Source organism: Streptomyces sp. yr375 (assembly GCF_900110755.1).
Lineage (GTDB): Bacteria > Actinomycetota > Actinomycetes > Streptomycetales > Streptomycetaceae > Streptomyces.
Map to the genome: position 1 here is coordinate 63,911 of NZ_FOFF01000007.1, position 13,908 is coordinate 77,818.

Below are 13,908 nucleotides of genomic sequence, written 5' to 3' on the forward strand. Positions count from 1 at the left end.
GCAGCGGCGTCACCGTGACCTGAACACGGTGACGCCGCTGCAGTTTGCGGGGACATTTCCGGTTATGCGCCCGCTTGAGCGTTGGCCGGAAATCGACGGGGGTGGATTCGGTCAGCCGCGCCCCATCGCCCGGGTCAGCTCGATCTCGATCACCACGCGCGCGGGGTTCGGGGCAGGCGTGCGCCCGTACCGCAGCGCGTACCGGCGCACCGCGTCCGCCACCCGCTCCGGCTCGCCGCTGACACGCGCGCGCCCCTCCAGGGTGGCCCACCGCCCCCCGTCCACCTGGCACACCGCGACCCGGGCGCCGGCTTGGCCCGCCGCCAGGACGTTGCCCACCTTCGTGCTGTCCTTGGAGGCGATGACCCGGGCGAGACGCGCCTCGGGGTCGTACGTCACGCCGACCGGAACCACGTGCGGGCTGCCGTCCGGGCGTGATGTGGTCAGGGTGCACAGGTGCCGTTCGTGCCAGAAGGCGAGATACGACGCGTCGGGGGAACCCGGGTCCTGGGGATATGCGGCCATGACCCCGGAACCTACTGCGTCCCGAACCGCTCTTCCAGACCGTCCCCCACACCTTGAGCGGAATGGACTCAACTTTGTGTACGCTGACTGAGTCAGGAACTGAGTCGGAACGGGTAGCGGGTAGCGCTGACACGAGGAGGAGACAGCAGACGTGGACGCCGAGCTGACCAACCGGAGCCGGGACGCGATCAACGCGGCCAGCAGCAGGGCCGTGTCCCAGGGACACGCGGACCTCACCCCCGCCCACCTGCTGCTCGCGCTGCTCCAGGGCCAGGACAACGAGAACATCACCGACCTGCTGGCCGCCGTCGACGCCGACCAGGCGGCCGTCCGGGCCGGGGCCGACAAGGTGCTCGGCTCGCTGCCCAGCGTGACCGGGTCCACGGTCGCGCCCCCGCAGCCCAGCCGCGAACTGCTCGCCGTCCTCGCCGACGCGCAGAGCCGGGCCGGTGATCTCGGTGACGAGTACCTGTCCACCGAGCACCTGCTCCTCGGCATCGCCGCCAAGGGCGGCCAGGCCGGTGACGTGCTGACGCAGCAGGGCGCGACCGCGAAGAAGCTCCAGGAGGCCTTCCAGAAGGCGCGCGGCGGGCGCCGGGTGACCAGCGCCGACCCCGAGGGCCAGTACAAGGCCCTGGAGAAGTTCGGCACGGACTTCACGGCCGCCGCCCGCGAGGGCAAGCTCGACCCGGTCATCGGGCGGGACCAGGAGATCCGGCGGGTCGTGCAGGTGCTGTCGCGCCGTACGAAGAACAACCCGGTGCTGATCGGTGAGCCCGGCGTCGGCAAGACCGCCGTCGTCGAGGGGCTCGCGCAGCGCATCGTCAAGGGGGACGTGCCGGAGTCGCTGAAGAACAAGCGGCTGGTGGCGCTCGACCTCGGCGCGATGGTGGCCGGCGCGAAGTACCGGGGCGAGTTCGAGGAGCGGCTGAAGACCGTCCTGGCCGAGATCAAGGGCTCCGACGGCCAGATCATCACCTTCATCGACGAACTGCACACGGTCGTCGGCGCGGGCGCCGGCGGCGACTCCGCGATGGACGCCGGCAACATGCTCAAGCCGATGCTCGCGCGCGGTGAGCTGCGCATGGTCGGCGCGACGACGCTCGACGAGTACCGGGAGCGGATCGAGAAGGACCCCGCGCTGGAGCGCCGCTTCCAGCAGGTGCTGGTCGCCGAGCCGTCCGTCGAGGACACGATCGCGATCCTGCGCGGACTCAAGGGCCGCTACGAGGCCCACCACAAGGTGCAGATCGCGGACGCCGCCCTGGTCGCCGCCGCGACCCTCTCCGACCGGTACATCACCTCCCGCTTCCTCCCCGACAAGGCCATCGACCTGGTCGACGAGGCCGCCTCCCGCCTCCGTATGGAGATCGACTCCTCGCCGGTCGAGATCGACGAGCTCCAGCGGTCCGTGGACCGGCTCAAGATGGAGGAGCTGGCGCTCAGCAAGGAGACCGACGCCGCCTCCCGCGAGCGCCTGGAGAAGCTGCGCCGCGACCTCGCCGACAAGGAGGAGGAGCTGCGTGGCCTCAACGCCCGGTGGGAGAAGGAGAAGCAGTCCCTCAACCGGGTCGGCGAGCTGAAGGAGAAGCTCGACGACCTGCGCGGCCAGGCCGAGCGCGCCCAGCGCGACGGTGACTTCGACACCGCCAGCAAGCTGCTGTACGGCGAGATCCCGACCCTGGAACGCGACCTGGAGGAAGCCTCCGAGGCCGAGGAGGAGGCCGCCAAGGACACCATGGTCAAGGAGGAGGTCGGCTCGGACGACATCGCCGACGTCGTCGCCTCCTGGACCGGCATCCCGGCCGGCCGCCTCCTGGAGGGGGAGACCCGCAAGCTGCTGCGCATGGAGGAGGAGCTCGGCCGCCGTCTGATCGGCCAGTCGGAGGCCGTCCAGGCCGTCTCGGACGCGGTACGCCGCTCCCGCGCGGGCATCGCCGACCCCGACCGCCCCACCGGCTCCTTCCTCTTCCTGGGCCCGACGGGCGTGGGCAAGACCGAGCTGGCGAAGGCCCTCGCCGACTTCCTCTTCGACGACGAGCGGGCCATGATCCGCATCGACATGTCGGAGTACGGCGAGAAGCACAGCGTCGCCCGCCTCGTCGGCGCGCCGCCCGGCTACGTGGGGTACGAGGAGGGCGGCCAGCTCACCGAGGCGGTGCGCAGGCGCCCGTACAGCGTGGTCCTGCTGGACGAGGTGGAGAAGGCGCACCCGGAGGTCTTCGACGTCCTGCTCCAGGTGCTGGACGACGGCCGGCTCACCGACGGCCAGGGCCGCACCGTCGACTTCCGCAACACGATCCTGGTGCTGACGTCCAACCTGGGCAGCCAGTACCTGGTGGACCCGGTGCCGACGGCGGCGGAGAAGAAGCAGCGGGTCCTGGAGGTGGTCCGGGCGTCCTTCAAGCCGGAGTTCCTCAACCGCCTCGACGACCTGGTCGTCTTCTCGGCCCTGAACCAGGAGGAGCTGGGCCGGATCGCCCGCCTCCAGATCGACCGGCTCGCCAGACGCCTCGCCGAGCGCCGCCTCACCCTGGAGGTCACCGACGCGGCCCTGACCTGGCTCGCCGAGGAGGGCAACGACCCGGCGTACGGCGCCCGCCCGCTGCGCCGCCTGGTCCAGACGTCCATCGGCGACCGCCTCGCCAAGGAGATCCTCGCCGGCGAGGTCAAGGACGGCGACACGGTCCGGGTGGACGCCTTCGGGGACGGTCTGATCGTCGGCCCGGCGGCCGAAGAGGCCCGCTGAGCATGCCCTGAGCGGAATTCCGCCAACCGGAGGTGAACCCTGGGCGGCCGGGCTTGCCACCCCCCTCCCCGCATGGGGGAGGATGGCGGAATCCGTACGAAGGGAAAATCACGGTGAGCATCGACCCGTCCTCGATTCCGAACTTCGGGGGCCAGCCCGAGCCGCAGCCCCAGGGTGGACCGGCGGGCCCCGTCGTCCCGGATCAGGACCTCGTGAAGCAGCTCCTCGACCAGATGGAGCTGAAGTACGTCGTCGACGACGAGGGCGACCTCGCGGCGCCGTGGGAGGAGTTCCGTACGTACTTCATGTTCCGCGGCGAGGGTGACCAGATGGTCTACTCGGTGCGGACGTTCTACGACCGGCCCCACGGCATCGACGACAAGGCGCAGCTCCTCGAGTCGATCGACGACTGGAACCGGCGCACCCTGTGGCCGAAGGTCTACACCCACACCCACGACGACGGCACGGTCCGCCTCATCGGCGAGGCGCAACTGCTGATCGGCGCCGGCGTGAACATCGAGCTGTTCGTCTCCTCGACGGTGAGCTGGGTACGCGCGGCGATCGAGTTCGACAAGTGGCTCGTGGAACAGCTCGGCCTCGAACCGACACCCGAAAAGCCCGACGAGCAGCCCGAGGCCACGGCCGAGGCTGCGGCCGAGGAGCAGCCGGAAGCCAAGGCGGAAGACAAGGCCGACGAGAAGCCCGAGGGCGACAAGTAGGCCCGCACTCCCACAACGCCCACGCGGCCCCGTCCACAGCCTGTGGACGGGGCCGCGGCGTTTCGCCCGCCGGGGGACGGGGACCGAAGATCTCCGTCCGCGTCCGTCCGGTTGATCGGCCCATGACACCATCTTGGGTCCGGCCGCGAGGACACGCACAGGGAGGGGCGGGCGACGACGAGTAGCCGTTCGGGGGCCATGCCGGCCGCAACGGCCGCAACGCTGGGGGAACTGCTGCGCGGGCTCCGGTTCCAGGCGGGCCTCAGTCAGCGGGCGCTCACCGAGCGGGCGGGGATCAGCGTCCGGACCCTGCGCTCCCTGGAGCGGGGGCAGATCCGCCGGCCGCACGCCGACTCGATCCGCCGCCCGGCGGCCGCACTGGACCTGCCCGAGGCCGCGCGCACCCTTCACCGGCCGGGCCGGGCAGTTACGGCAACTGGACTCCCTGCTGCTCGACCTGGCCCAAGAGGCCGGCACCCCGGAGACCCCGACGGGGGCGCAGGCACCGGCACCGGCGATGGTGCTCGCGGCGATCACGGGTGCCGGGGGTGTGGGCAAGACGGCCCTGGCGGTGCATTGGGCGCACCGGGCCGGTCGAGGCGCTGGCCATGGGGGCTGAAGGCGAAGATCGGGCGGTCGCGTAACGGCTGCTGTACCAGCGGAGGAGTACAGCTCCTGGCCCGCGGAATCCTGCCTTGAGACAGGCCAAGAGCCCCGTCACCCCTTCCCGGGTGGCGGGGCTCTCTGCGTTCAGGCGACCAGCGAAGGCGGGGCTACCGTCCGGGCCCGCTCGTACAAGTCGCGGGCCGTCGGGTTCTTGATGTGGGGGCGAATGAGCCCGAACATGGCCTTGATCCGATCGTCGGCCCGGCCTGACTGGACCATGAGGAAGTCGTCAAGGGCCGTGTGCCATGTGGCGCACGCTGCCTCAAGGTGGCCAAGCTCAAGCTGCCGTTCCGCGAGAGTTGCCCGGTGGCGAACGCGCGCACGCCGGTAGACGCCACAGCGCAGTTGATCAGACTGCCGCATCGCTTCGATGGACCCGGCCACGTCGCCCAGCTCGTACCGCACCTGACTGACGTGGTAGTTCAGTGATGACGGGTCGTACGAGCCGAAAGCCCGGCTTCGGGACTCCGCCCGTTCCATCGAGGATTCCGCCTCCCGGATCTTCCGGAGGGCGGTTGCCCGGTCGCCCGTCTGGGCGGCAGCGTGGGCTTGCTGGCCCGCAAGGAAGGCGAACATCCTGGGCCCGGCCTTCGGGGAAGCGGCAGCGGCAGCGGCAGCGTCTGCCAGTTCCATGGCCTTCGGGCCGTGTCGAAGATCTACCGCCTGAACGCTCATGCCCCGCAGCGTGGTGCAGTACGTCAGGTGATCATCCGCAGCGTCGGCAAGCTCAAGGGCCATCACGTAGTACCGCTGAGCGAGACCGTGAACACCTTCGTCCACGGCCATGTAGCCGGTCAGATAGGCGAGGTCCGAAGCGGCTGAAAGCATCGCCTTCCGAACTTCGTCCGCCGCATCGGCGCGGAGATACGGAGCCACGGTGTTGACCATGAAACTTGCGGCCATGGGACGGGCGTGGCGCCCCCCGAACTGATCATCAAGGTCCGAAATTCGTTCGGTCATAGCAATGACCATTTCGACTTCGTTCATCCCTATACGGGACATCCGTCCGGCGTGCATCGCTTCGGCCCGGCCGATCACGTCTTGCCAACCAGGAATGGTCAGCGCCACGGAGAAGAGCCCCGCGCCAAGGACCGCCCTGCGCGATGGGTCCATGTCTTGTCTCCCCAGCTCGATCATCCCTTCCGCGGTATCCGTGGTGGCTGGGGAGCGATCCGCGGGCGGAGGGAAGCCGGCTTCGGCGTGCGTCACAGGTCTTTGCAGCCGACGACAGATCGCTTCGATGATGAACCGGCGGACGGCTTCCTTCTGGGGGAGCGTCCCGCCTAACCAGTGGTGAACGGTGGACGGGTTGCTCTTGAGCGGTGTGCCGTTCTCGCCGGCCACAAGGTTGATGGCGCGTGTGAACTGGCTCAGCGTCCAGTTCGTCTCGGCGTACAGGCGCTGAAGGGCATCGTTCGGGATCTTTGTCACGGGCGGTCAACTCCCTTCGCCCAGGGGCGCTTTAAACGCTTTATAACCGTGGTCCCGCTGCAACGGTACCGCCACAGCCTGTGACGCGGTTGCGTAGTGGCAAGCGAGATCACGACGTGAACGGAGCTGGGCCACCGTGTCTACGCGAGAGGTACCGCACGCCGAAGGATCACCGGGCGAATCCGATGATCTGAAGAAGTTGATCAGTGCACGGGGCTACTGGCGGTTGTTGCCGGAGAGGGACGAGCCCGTGCCCGGTCTCCGGTCGGGAGTCGACGCGGACCTCACCGGGTGGCTGGTCACATGAGTGCCACGGCAACCACTTGGGCCCAGCGGTTCAGCGCAACGAAGAGAGGCGCCCGCTTGGCTCGGCATCTGGCTCTGATCGAGTTGGCCGAACGGGGCTTCCCTCTCGGCGGATACGAGTCCGAACGCGTCGCCTTGATCGTTGCCGAACTTGCGTCCAACGCGGTGAACCACGGACGGGTGCCGGGGCGTGACTTCGAACTCCGAGTCATGGAGCTGGAAACGGTCCTGCGGGTAGAAGTGTCCGACGCGCGAGCGGACAAGCGTCCGAGCGTCCAGCCGGCCCACGTCGCGGAAGGCGGTTACGGCATGTGCCTTATCGAAGCCACAGCAACCGCCTGGGGTGTCGCTGACCGGGTGATGGGCAAGACGGTCTGGGCCGAAGTCGCGAAGCGGGAAGGGGCGAGAGCGTGACCGCTCGATTCGAGTTGCCCAACTGGGGATCGCACGAGCACGCCATGCGGATATGACTTCGTCGCACAGTTCATTCTTCACGACGCGCGGAAGCGGACTGTGCGCGCAGTCCCGTAGATTCCGCCCGGTCGATGTAGTCGAATCAGAGGCTCCCCCCTTCTGTTCGACATTCCGGCAGGGGCGGGCCCCATCGCCTTCACCAAGGGGGAAACCATGCACCAGGTAATTGCGACTCCGCAGGATGGAAAGTTTGCGATCTATCGCCCGGGTAGTGGGCGTGCGGTCCACCTTTCCAGTTCCTACTACGGTGAACTCGCGGAAGCCGTCGCGGACAACCGCCCTGTCCCTGCCTGGTTCGTGGACGCCTGCCGACAGGCGTGGATCCTTGACGTGTCCGGTCAGCTCAGCCGTGAGGCGGTGATCGTCCGCCCGAAGACCCAACTGAACTACAGCCGGGCCACATGGGAGATCAACAAGTTCTGCAACTTGAACTGCAAGATGTGCTACCTGCCGCAGCGCCCCTTATCCGGGCTGGACGCCGACCAGAAGGGCCACCTGCTGGAAATGCTCCGAGAGGCCGGCGTGGTTTGGCTCCAGATTACGGGTGGGGAGCCGACCGTTGACCCGCATTTCCCGGCCACATACCGCATGGCCTACGAGATGGGGATGATGTTGGACATCCTCACGAACGGGACTCGCCTTCACACCCTCGTGGACCTCTTCAGGGAACTTCCGCCCAACAAAGTCACCGTCTCCGTGTACGGCGCTACGGCTGAAAGCTTTGACGCATTGACGCGAACCAGGGGAGCATTCAAGGCGTTCATGAAGGGGCTTGACGGAATCAAGGGGGCTGATGTTCCCCTTGAAATGACCATCCTCATTACGAAGGACAATGCCTGCGAAGTGGGTGCCATGCGAAATCTGGCCCACGAATATTCGTCAGTCGTCACCGAATACGGCAGCATTTCGCCGACCTACGACGGAGGCGGTGGCCCGCTCGCCGAACAGGCGGAGGGACGGGTTGACCGGTCCGCCGCGTTCGCTGGATGCCCGGCCGGTCACACGTTCTTCCACGTGGACCCGCACGGTCTCGCAACCATGTGCAAGGTCGGACGGGATAACCCCATCAACCTCATGGTCGAAGGTCTCGACGGCCTGTTGCGTCTGCCTGGAATCGCAGACGCCCAAATGCTTCGCACTGGTGGCTGTTCCGGATGCCGATTGTCGAAGACCTGTCGGGTCTGCCGACCGATGGCGAAGGTCTTTCAGCAGGCGGAGGCACCACTCTCGAGTTACTGCCAACACGGAATGAAGGAGGTAACGGCATGACTGCCGTAGCCATCGAGATCACCCCCCGCGTCCGCGTCATGGACTGGCAGCCCCTCACGGTCACCGCGTCGGCCCCGACGACGGAGCCGGCCGGGTTCGTCATCGCGGACGTGGACGAGCTGACCACCGGGTCCGTTCAGGGCTGCGGGGAGGACAACCCCTACAACTAGCCCCACCAGGCACCGCTACCCGCGCGGGCTTCACGGCGTTCGTCAGTCGTGGGGCCCGCGCGGCTCACGCTGTGGAAGTGTGGAGCTGTGGCTACAACCCGTATCGCCTTCGAAGACCTTCCGTCTGCCGTGCTCGCGGAAGTCGAAGCGCGCACCGGTCCTCTCCTGAAGGTCGAGCCGGCCAAGGAGGGGTTCAACAGCGAGATTGCTGCCAGGCTCTTCACGGAGACGGGCAGTGTCTACGTGAAGGGACTTCGCGCTGATCACCCGCGGGTCTGGACCCAGCGCCGGGAAGCGGAGGTCAACCCCTACCTCCGCGGAATCGCTCCGGTCCTGCGGTGGCGAATCGAATGGGAGGAGTGGGACCTCCTGGGCTTCGAAGCTCTTGACGGGCACCACGCGGACTACGCGCCGGGCTCACCGGACGTGCCGAAGGTGGCCAGACTTCTCGTCCGCCTGGGCGAAGTGCCCTGTCCGGGCGTCGAGCTTCGGCACGCTGAGCAACGCCTTGAGCGGTACGCGGCACAGCCGGACGATCTCGCCTTCTTCGCCGGGGACGCTCTCCTTCACACGGACCTGAACAACGCCAACGTCCTTGTGGGCGAGACAGCCCAGCTCGTGGACTGGGCGTGGGCCACACGGGGCGCCGCATGGCTGGACGCCGGCTACTGGGTGATCTGGCTTATGGCAGCCGGAGGCCACTCTCCTGAGTCTGCGGAGAGCTGGGCGAGCAAGGTTCCGGCGTGGCTGGACGCTCCGAAGGAAGGCATCACCGCCTTCGCCGTGGCCAACGCCAACGTGTGGGAGGAGATCGGCGGGGCCGAACCTGACCCGTGGACCGCCCGACTGGTCACCGCGTCGAAGACCTGGGCGGCGTACCGCCGAACGGCCTGAGCGGAGCCGTCCGCGCGACGATCGGCCACGTAGGTCCCCTGGGGCACGGTGAACACCCAGCCTTCGTCGCGGAGGAACTTCACCGCGTTCCGAGCGGTCTCACGGGCCACGCCGACGTGCGATCTTCCGCCCAGAAGACGACGAAGCCACGCTTCAGCTCTCCCCGGTCCAGCGCGAACGGCGGTACGCGGCTGCCTTCGCCTTGATCGGCGTGGACTACGACAACCCGGGGGCCCCGTTTCCCGGGTACTCGGTGACGGGCCTGCGAGTCTCGGCATGACGCGCGACGGGCTGACCCTCCGCCCCACCTTCGGGCACGTCGCCATGTGCGTGGTCTGCCACGAAAACACGAAGGCCCCCGTGCCCGTGCGGGACATCCCCAGCACGAGCGGGCCCGAAACGACCCTGTACGCCTGTCCTGACCACGCGGCGGAGGTGTCCCCCGGGCCGATCTTGGGGGAGCTGGACACCCGCCCGTAGCGCCCCGGCCGCGTCCGACGATCCGGCTTTCCGGTACCGGGCGGGGCTCATCTCTGCAGCTTGGACAACCTTTCGATTGCTTCTTCAATCACCACCATCCGCTTGCAGAAAGCGAACCGTACGAACGGCGCGCCCGCCTCACGGTGGTCGTAGAAGACCGCGTTGGGGATGGCGACGACGCCTGTGCGTTCGGGTAGGGCGCGGCAGAAGGCGAAGCCGTCGCCGTTTTTGGAGGCCTCGGTGCTCAGGGGGCGGATGTCGGTGGTGATGAAGTAGGTGCCGGCCGGGCGGAAGACCGCGAAACCGGCGTCCGCGAGCCCCGTCGCCAGCAGGCCGCGCTTGGCCAGCATGTCCGCGCGGAAGGTGTCGAAGTAGCTGTCCGGCAGCGCCAGCGCCTCGGCGACCGCGTACTGGAACGGGCCGGACGCCACGTACGTCAGGAACTGCTTCGCCGCGCGCACCGCCGTGACCAGGCCGGGCGTCGCCGTGACCCAGGCCACTCCGCGTTCACGCACTCATTCTTCCTGGCTGGTTGCCGCCTGGCAGTAGAAATCAGAGTGTAGTCAGAGTACGGTCTGAGTATGAGCATCGTGCACTCGGTAGCCGAATCGGAGTCCGTATCGTTCACTGATCTGTCTCGCAACCCGAAGGCAGTCGCCGCGAGGGCCGCCGCCCTGGGATGCCTGCGGGTCACGCACCGAGACGCGCCCGACATGGTGCTGACTACGGCCATACAGGCAGAGCGCGCCGAGGAAAGCCTGACCACAGCGTCCCGGCTGTTCCTTGCTCTGATGAAGCAGGACGACGGCATCAGGTCGCTTCTGCTCGCGTTGCCCGAGGTGTTCCCGTGGGTGCGCCACCTGAATGACGAGGAAGTCCGGGAATTCACCGTCGAACTCCTCGATGCGCTGTCCGACGCCGCTGAGCTGGGTGCCAAGGAGGCTGTGCACCGAGCGATCGTCTCGTGGCGGGCAACCGCCCGCATCAACGCCGACCCTGACCAGCTCAGGGAAGCACTCCGTCCGCTTGGTGACGTCGACCTCGGCCCGGTCGAGGTGCACGAGTGAGCCCGAAGAAAGGCGATCAGGTCAGCGTGCCTCCGCTGAGCGGATGGAACGTCATCCACGGGACGACGGAGGCCGCGACCGGTTGGGAGGAGCTGTGCCGGGTGGCGCTGCCGAACGCGCATCGCTGCCTGGAGGCCCTTCGTACGGACCCGCTGTCGCGGGCCAACTGGAACCGCCAGCATCAGCTCCGCGGCAGGCACGCCACCAGGGAATGGAAGGGCTCCGAGCTGGAGCAGTGGGAGTACGAGATCACCACGGCGGAAGGGTCCGCTACCTGGTCAGCCCGGACACCTCGACTGTGATCGTGGTGTACGCCTCCCCGCGACACCCGAAGGACACCGAATAGCCTGCGGCGCTTCGCGCGTGCAGAAGGGCAGAGCGAACCGGGGCGCGGGCTGGGATCGGGTCTTGCGGTGCTGGTGGCGGGCCGACTGGAGTCCGAGGATGGCCGTGCCGAGGACGACCGGCCTCCTGGGCAGCGGTCAGTGCGTGAACGCCTTGCGGAGCCGTTCCGCCGCGTCCGCCAGTACCTCGACGCGTTTGCAGAACGCGAACCGGACGTATGGTGCGCCAGCCTCTCTGTGGTCGTAGAAGACGGTGTTGGGGATAGCGACGACACCCGCCCGCTCAGGCAGGGCGCGGCAGAACGCGAGGCCGTCGCTTTCGCCGAGGGGCCGGATGTCGGCGGTGACGAAGTAGGTGCCGGTCGGCCGGAAGACCGTGAAGCCGGCGTCGGTGAGGCCCGCGCTGAGTAGGTCCCGTTTGGCGCGCAGGTCGTCGCGGAAGGCCGTGAAGTAGGCGTCGGGCAGGCGCAGGGCCTCCGCGACGGCGTACTGGAAGGGCCCGGAGGCGACGTACGTCAGGAATTGCTTGGCGGAACGGACAGCGGTCACCAGTTCCGCAGTTCCGGTAACCCAGCCGACCTTCCAGCCGGTGAACGAGAACGTCTTGCCGGCCGACCCGATGGTGACCGTGCGCTCGCGCATCCCCGGCAGGGTGGCCAGCGGCACGTGCTCGGCGCCGTCGAAGACCAGGTGCTCGTACACCTCGTCCGTCACCACCAGCAGGTCCCGCTCCACCGCCAGCTCGGCGATCGCCGTCAGCTCCTCGCGGGTGAGGACGGTGCCGGTCGGGTTGTGCGGGGTGTTGATCAGCAGGAGGCGGGTGCGGTCCGTGACCGCGTCGCGCAGTTCGTCGAGGTCGAGGCGGAAGCGGGCGTTCTCCAGGTCCGGGCGCAGGGTGACCGGTACCCGCGCGGCGCCCGCCATGGCGATGCAGGCGGCGTAGGAGTCGTAGTACGGCTCCAGGGCCACGACCTCGTCGCCGGGCTCCAGGAGGGCCAGCAGGGTGGCGGCGATGGCCTCCGTGGCGCCGGCGGTGACCAGGACCTCGGTGTCGGGGTCGTAGGAGAGGCCGTAGCGGCGGAGCTGGTGGGCGGCGATCGCGGTGCGCAGCTCGGGGACGCCCGGGCCCGGCGGGTACTGGTTGCCGCGCCCGTCGCGCAGCGCCCGCACGGCTGCCTCCCGGACCTCCTCGGGGCCGTCGGTGTCGGGGAAGCCCTGGCCCAGGTTGATCGCGCCGGTCGAGGCCGCCAGGGCGGACATCTCGGCGAAGATCGTCGTCCCGAACTCGGCGAGGCGGCGGTTGAGGAAGGGGCGCTCGGTGGAGGTCATGCCCGCCATCCTGCGCCGAAGCTCTGGACTTCCTCAACTCTGCTTTGGCCGGTGAGACGGGCGGGCATCCCCCGTTCACGTGGGCGCTCAGGCACCACGCGAAGCGCCCACGGGGGGCCGCTTCGGGGGACAGGGAAGGAGGGTGACGCCATGTTCTTCGGCTTCATCCTGACGGTGGTCGCCATCGTGCTCGTGGCGGCCCTGGTGGTCAACGTCCGCAAGAGCGGCAGCCGGGCCACGTCGTATCGCGGCGGCCGCTCGCGCTCGCGGGGCGGCAGCAGCACCGACAGCGGTGGCAGTGCGGCGGCCGGCGGTAGCTGGTGGGCCGGCGGGGGAGACAGCGGCTCCGGCGGCCACCACGGAGGCGGCGGTCACGGCGGTCACTCCTGCGGCGGCGGATCCTCCTGCGGGGGCGGCGGATCGTCCTGCGGCGGCGGGGGCGGCGGATGCGGTGGAGGCAACTGACACGGGGCAGTTGAGCTCCCGGGGGGAGCCGCATCCGGACCGCGGGGCCCGACGACCACGGGCTCCGCGGTCGCACCACGTCCCGGAGTACGTCCCGGCGTAGATCCCGGGAGCAGGACTCGGGGGCGGGCGCGCGGGGAGTGTGGCCGGCTGCCCGGCGTACGCCCTGGTTGAACAGTTGAGCTGTGGAGCCCCCCGAGGGATGGAAAGCCCACGAAGTTGGGTAAAAACGCTGTGGCGCCACCACAGTTCATGATTCCCTCTAAACCACCAACGCAGCCCCTCGGACCCTTCGGACGTCCCGAGCGGACGACGACGACCTTCCCAGACCGGGCCGACCGCACTGACCAGGCCGACCGGGCTGACCGGGGCCGTACTCCCGGTGCCGACTCTCCTGATGTCGACCGGGGTGCGCCGTACCAACCTCTCTTCATCTTCTCCTTGCGTCTCCGCGGAGCCGACCCATGCTCACCACCCTGAACACCTCCTACACCGACACGCGCGCGGCCGATCTCGCCTGGGCCCTGGGGCGCGAGCCGCTGCCCGCCCTCGCCACCCTCGACCTCGAACTGTCCGGTGCCAAGCTCCAGTTGAGACTGCTCGGCGCCTCGCACCAGGTGCTGCTCGACGAGGCCCAGGGCTGTTGTTCGGAGACGGTGGCCTGCATCCCCGGCAGCAGCACCCCCCTCCCGCTCGGCGTCGCCAAGCGGGTCGGCGACTGGGAGTACGAATTCGCGGCGCGCGTCGAGGTGCTCTCGCCCGGCCAGTTCGCGGGCCGCGCCCAGGAGCTGCTGGCCCTCGTCTCCGAACACCCGCACGGCCTCGCCGGCGTCTTCCCCGGCAGCCCGCACGCCTTCACGGCCCTGCTCGCCCACCGCCACGAGGGCCAGGTGCACTGGCGCACCTGGCACGCCTACCCGCAGGACGGGCAGTTGGTGGCGACGCGGACGCGGGTCGGCATCCGGGTCCCGGCCGCCCACGACAGCCCGTCCGCCGGGTGAGGACACGCCCGAAGCGGCG

At 68.8% G+C, this 13,908-nt stretch carries 15 protein-coding genes and 1 pseudogene; 12 read left to right on the top strand and 4 right to left on the bottom strand.

Translation table 11 applies throughout. The annotated features are described in order from the left end of the window. Positions 1 to 111: 111 nt before the first annotated feature. Positions 112 to 525 (bottom strand): pyridoxamine 5'-phosphate oxidase family protein, encoded by a 414-nt coding sequence (locus tag BMZ82_RS10095; protein WP_093773994.1) that lies wholly within the window; start codon positions 523 to 525, stop codon positions 112 to 114. A gap of 151 nt (positions 526 to 676) precedes the next feature. On the opposite strand from BMZ82_RS10095, the gene clpB reads away from it, so the two are divergent. From clpB to BMZ82_RS10110, 3 genes are all read left to right on the top strand, one after another. Continuing rightward, positions 677 to 3,274 carry an ATP-dependent chaperone ClpB gene (gene clpB / locus BMZ82_RS10100; RefSeq protein WP_093773996.1) on the top strand — a complete coding sequence of 866 codons (2,598 nt, stop codon included), beginning with the start codon at positions 677 to 679 and terminating at the stop codon, positions 3,272 to 3,274. A 113-nt stretch (positions 3,275 to 3,387) separates the two neighbouring features. After that, complete coding sequence (locus tag BMZ82_RS10105; protein ID WP_256251838.1) at positions 3,388 to 3,993, top strand: type III secretion system chaperone family protein; 606 nt, start codon at positions 3,388 to 3,390, stop codon at positions 3,991 to 3,993. Between the two features lie 198 nt (positions 3,994 to 4,191). Beyond that, positions 4,192 to 4,692 (top strand): helix-turn-helix domain-containing protein, encoded by a 501-nt coding sequence (locus tag BMZ82_RS10110; RefSeq protein ID WP_093773998.1) that lies wholly within the window; start codon positions 4,192 to 4,194, stop codon positions 4,690 to 4,692. Between the two features lie 51 nt (positions 4,693 to 4,743). Here the strand turns inward: BMZ82_RS10110 and BMZ82_RS10115 are convergent, their stop codons facing one another. Next, positions 4,744 to 6,090 carry an NsdA family TPR-like regulatory protein gene (locus tag BMZ82_RS10115; protein WP_256251839.1) on the bottom strand — a complete coding sequence of 449 codons (1,347 nt, stop codon included), beginning with the start codon at positions 6,088 to 6,090 and terminating at the stop codon, positions 4,744 to 4,746. 303 nt (positions 6,091 to 6,393) lie between these two features. Between BMZ82_RS10115 and BMZ82_RS10120 the strand changes: the two genes are divergently transcribed. The 5 genes from BMZ82_RS10120 to BMZ82_RS10135 all read left to right on the top strand — a co-directional run bounded on the left by BMZ82_RS10120 (position 6,394) and on the right by BMZ82_RS10135 (position 9,683). Further along, entirely contained in the window at positions 6,394 to 6,810 is a 417-nt protein-coding gene (locus tag BMZ82_RS10120; RefSeq protein ID WP_093774000.1) for an ATP-binding protein, read from the top strand. A 213-nt stretch (positions 6,811 to 7,023) separates the two neighbouring features. Further along, a complete protein-coding gene (locus tag BMZ82_RS10125; protein WP_093774002.1) occupies positions 7,024 to 8,139 on the top strand; it encodes a radical SAM protein in 1,116 nt (371 codons plus the stop codon). Beyond that, entirely contained in the window at positions 8,136 to 8,309 is a 174-nt protein-coding gene (locus BMZ82_RS40630) for a hypothetical protein (protein WP_177244444.1), read from the top strand. Before BMZ82_RS10125 ends, BMZ82_RS40630 begins: the two co-directional genes overlap by 4 nt. An 87-nt stretch (positions 8,310 to 8,396) precedes the next feature. Beyond that, positions 8,397 to 9,203, top strand: coding sequence for an aminoglycoside phosphotransferase (locus tag BMZ82_RS10130; RefSeq protein WP_093774004.1), 807 nt, complete (start codon positions 8,397 to 8,399; stop codon positions 9,201 to 9,203). Between the two features lie 276 nt (positions 9,204 to 9,479). Then, positions 9,480 to 9,683, top strand: coding sequence for a hypothetical protein (locus tag BMZ82_RS10135; RefSeq protein WP_093774006.1), 204 nt, complete (start codon positions 9,480 to 9,482; stop codon positions 9,681 to 9,683). Between the two features lie 47 nt (positions 9,684 to 9,730). On the opposite strand, the pseudogene BMZ82_RS10140 reads toward BMZ82_RS10135, so the two are convergent. After that, positions 9,731 to 10,183, bottom strand: a pseudogene (locus tag BMZ82_RS10140) (aminotransferase class I/II-fold pyridoxal phosphate-dependent enzyme); the annotation flags it as partial. Between the two features lie 81 nt (positions 10,184 to 10,264). On the opposite strand from BMZ82_RS10140, the gene BMZ82_RS10145 reads away from it, so the two are divergent. Next, complete coding sequence (locus tag BMZ82_RS10145; RefSeq protein WP_093774008.1) at positions 10,265 to 10,750, top strand: prevent-host-death family protein; 486 nt, start codon at positions 10,265 to 10,267, stop codon at positions 10,748 to 10,750. After that, positions 10,747 to 11,052: a hypothetical protein gene (locus BMZ82_RS10150; RefSeq protein WP_256251840.1), complete on the top strand. Its 306-nt coding sequence runs from the start codon at positions 10,747 to 10,749 to the stop codon at positions 11,050 to 11,052. The genes BMZ82_RS10145 and BMZ82_RS10150 overlap by 4 nt, the downstream gene beginning before the upstream one ends. Before the next feature lie 180 nt (positions 11,053 to 11,232). Here the strand turns inward: BMZ82_RS10150 and BMZ82_RS10155 are convergent, their stop codons facing one another. Further along, a complete protein-coding gene (locus tag BMZ82_RS10155) occupies positions 11,233 to 12,432 on the bottom strand; it encodes a pyridoxal phosphate-dependent aminotransferase (RefSeq protein ID WP_093774010.1) in 1,200 nt (399 codons plus the stop codon). A gap of 141 nt (positions 12,433 to 12,573) precedes the next feature. On the opposite strand from BMZ82_RS10155, the gene BMZ82_RS10160 reads away from it, so the two are divergent. Beyond that, entirely contained in the window at positions 12,574 to 12,888 is a 315-nt protein-coding gene (locus BMZ82_RS10160) for a hypothetical protein (RefSeq protein ID WP_093774012.1), read from the top strand. A 464-nt stretch (positions 12,889 to 13,352) separates the two neighbouring features. Next, positions 13,353 to 13,889, top strand: a complete 537-nt coding sequence (locus tag BMZ82_RS10165) for a DUF2617 family protein (RefSeq protein ID WP_093774014.1) — start codon at positions 13,353 to 13,355, stop codon at positions 13,887 to 13,889. Positions 13,890 to 13,908: the final 19 nt, after the last annotated feature.

Excerpts from the sequence above, each read along its gene's own strand:
- BMZ82_RS10095 (WP_093773994.1), bottom strand. The coding sequence starts at position 525 with ATGGCCGCATATCCCCAGGACCCGGGTTCCCCCGACGCGTCGTATCTC.
- BMZ82_RS10110 (WP_093773998.1), top strand. The coding sequence starts at position 4,192 with ATGCCGGCCGCAACGGCCGCAACGCTGGGGGAACTGCTGCGCGGGCTC.
- BMZ82_RS10120 (WP_093774000.1), top strand. The coding sequence starts at position 6,394 with ATGAGTGCCACGGCAACCACTTGGGCCCAGCGGTTCAGCGCAACGAAG.
- BMZ82_RS10125 (WP_093774002.1), top strand. The coding sequence starts at position 7,024 with ATGCACCAGGTAATTGCGACTCCGCAGGATGGAAAGTTTGCGATCTAT.
- BMZ82_RS40630 (WP_177244444.1), top strand. The coding sequence starts at position 8,136 with ATGACTGCCGTAGCCATCGAGATCACCCCCCGCGTCCGCGTCATGGAC.
- BMZ82_RS10135 (WP_093774006.1), top strand. The coding sequence starts at position 9,480 with ATGACGCGCGACGGGCTGACCCTCCGCCCCACCTTCGGGCACGTCGCC.
- BMZ82_RS10145 (WP_093774008.1), top strand. The coding sequence starts at position 10,265 with ATGAGCATCGTGCACTCGGTAGCCGAATCGGAGTCCGTATCGTTCACT.
- BMZ82_RS10155 (WP_093774010.1), bottom strand. The coding sequence starts at position 12,432 with ATGGCGGGCATGACCTCCACCGAGCGCCCCTTCCTCAACCGCCGCCTC.
- BMZ82_RS10160 (WP_093774012.1), top strand. The coding sequence starts at position 12,574 with ATGTTCTTCGGCTTCATCCTGACGGTGGTCGCCATCGTGCTCGTGGCG.
- BMZ82_RS10165 (WP_093774014.1), top strand. The coding sequence starts at position 13,353 with ATGCTCACCACCCTGAACACCTCCTACACCGACACGCGCGCGGCCGAT.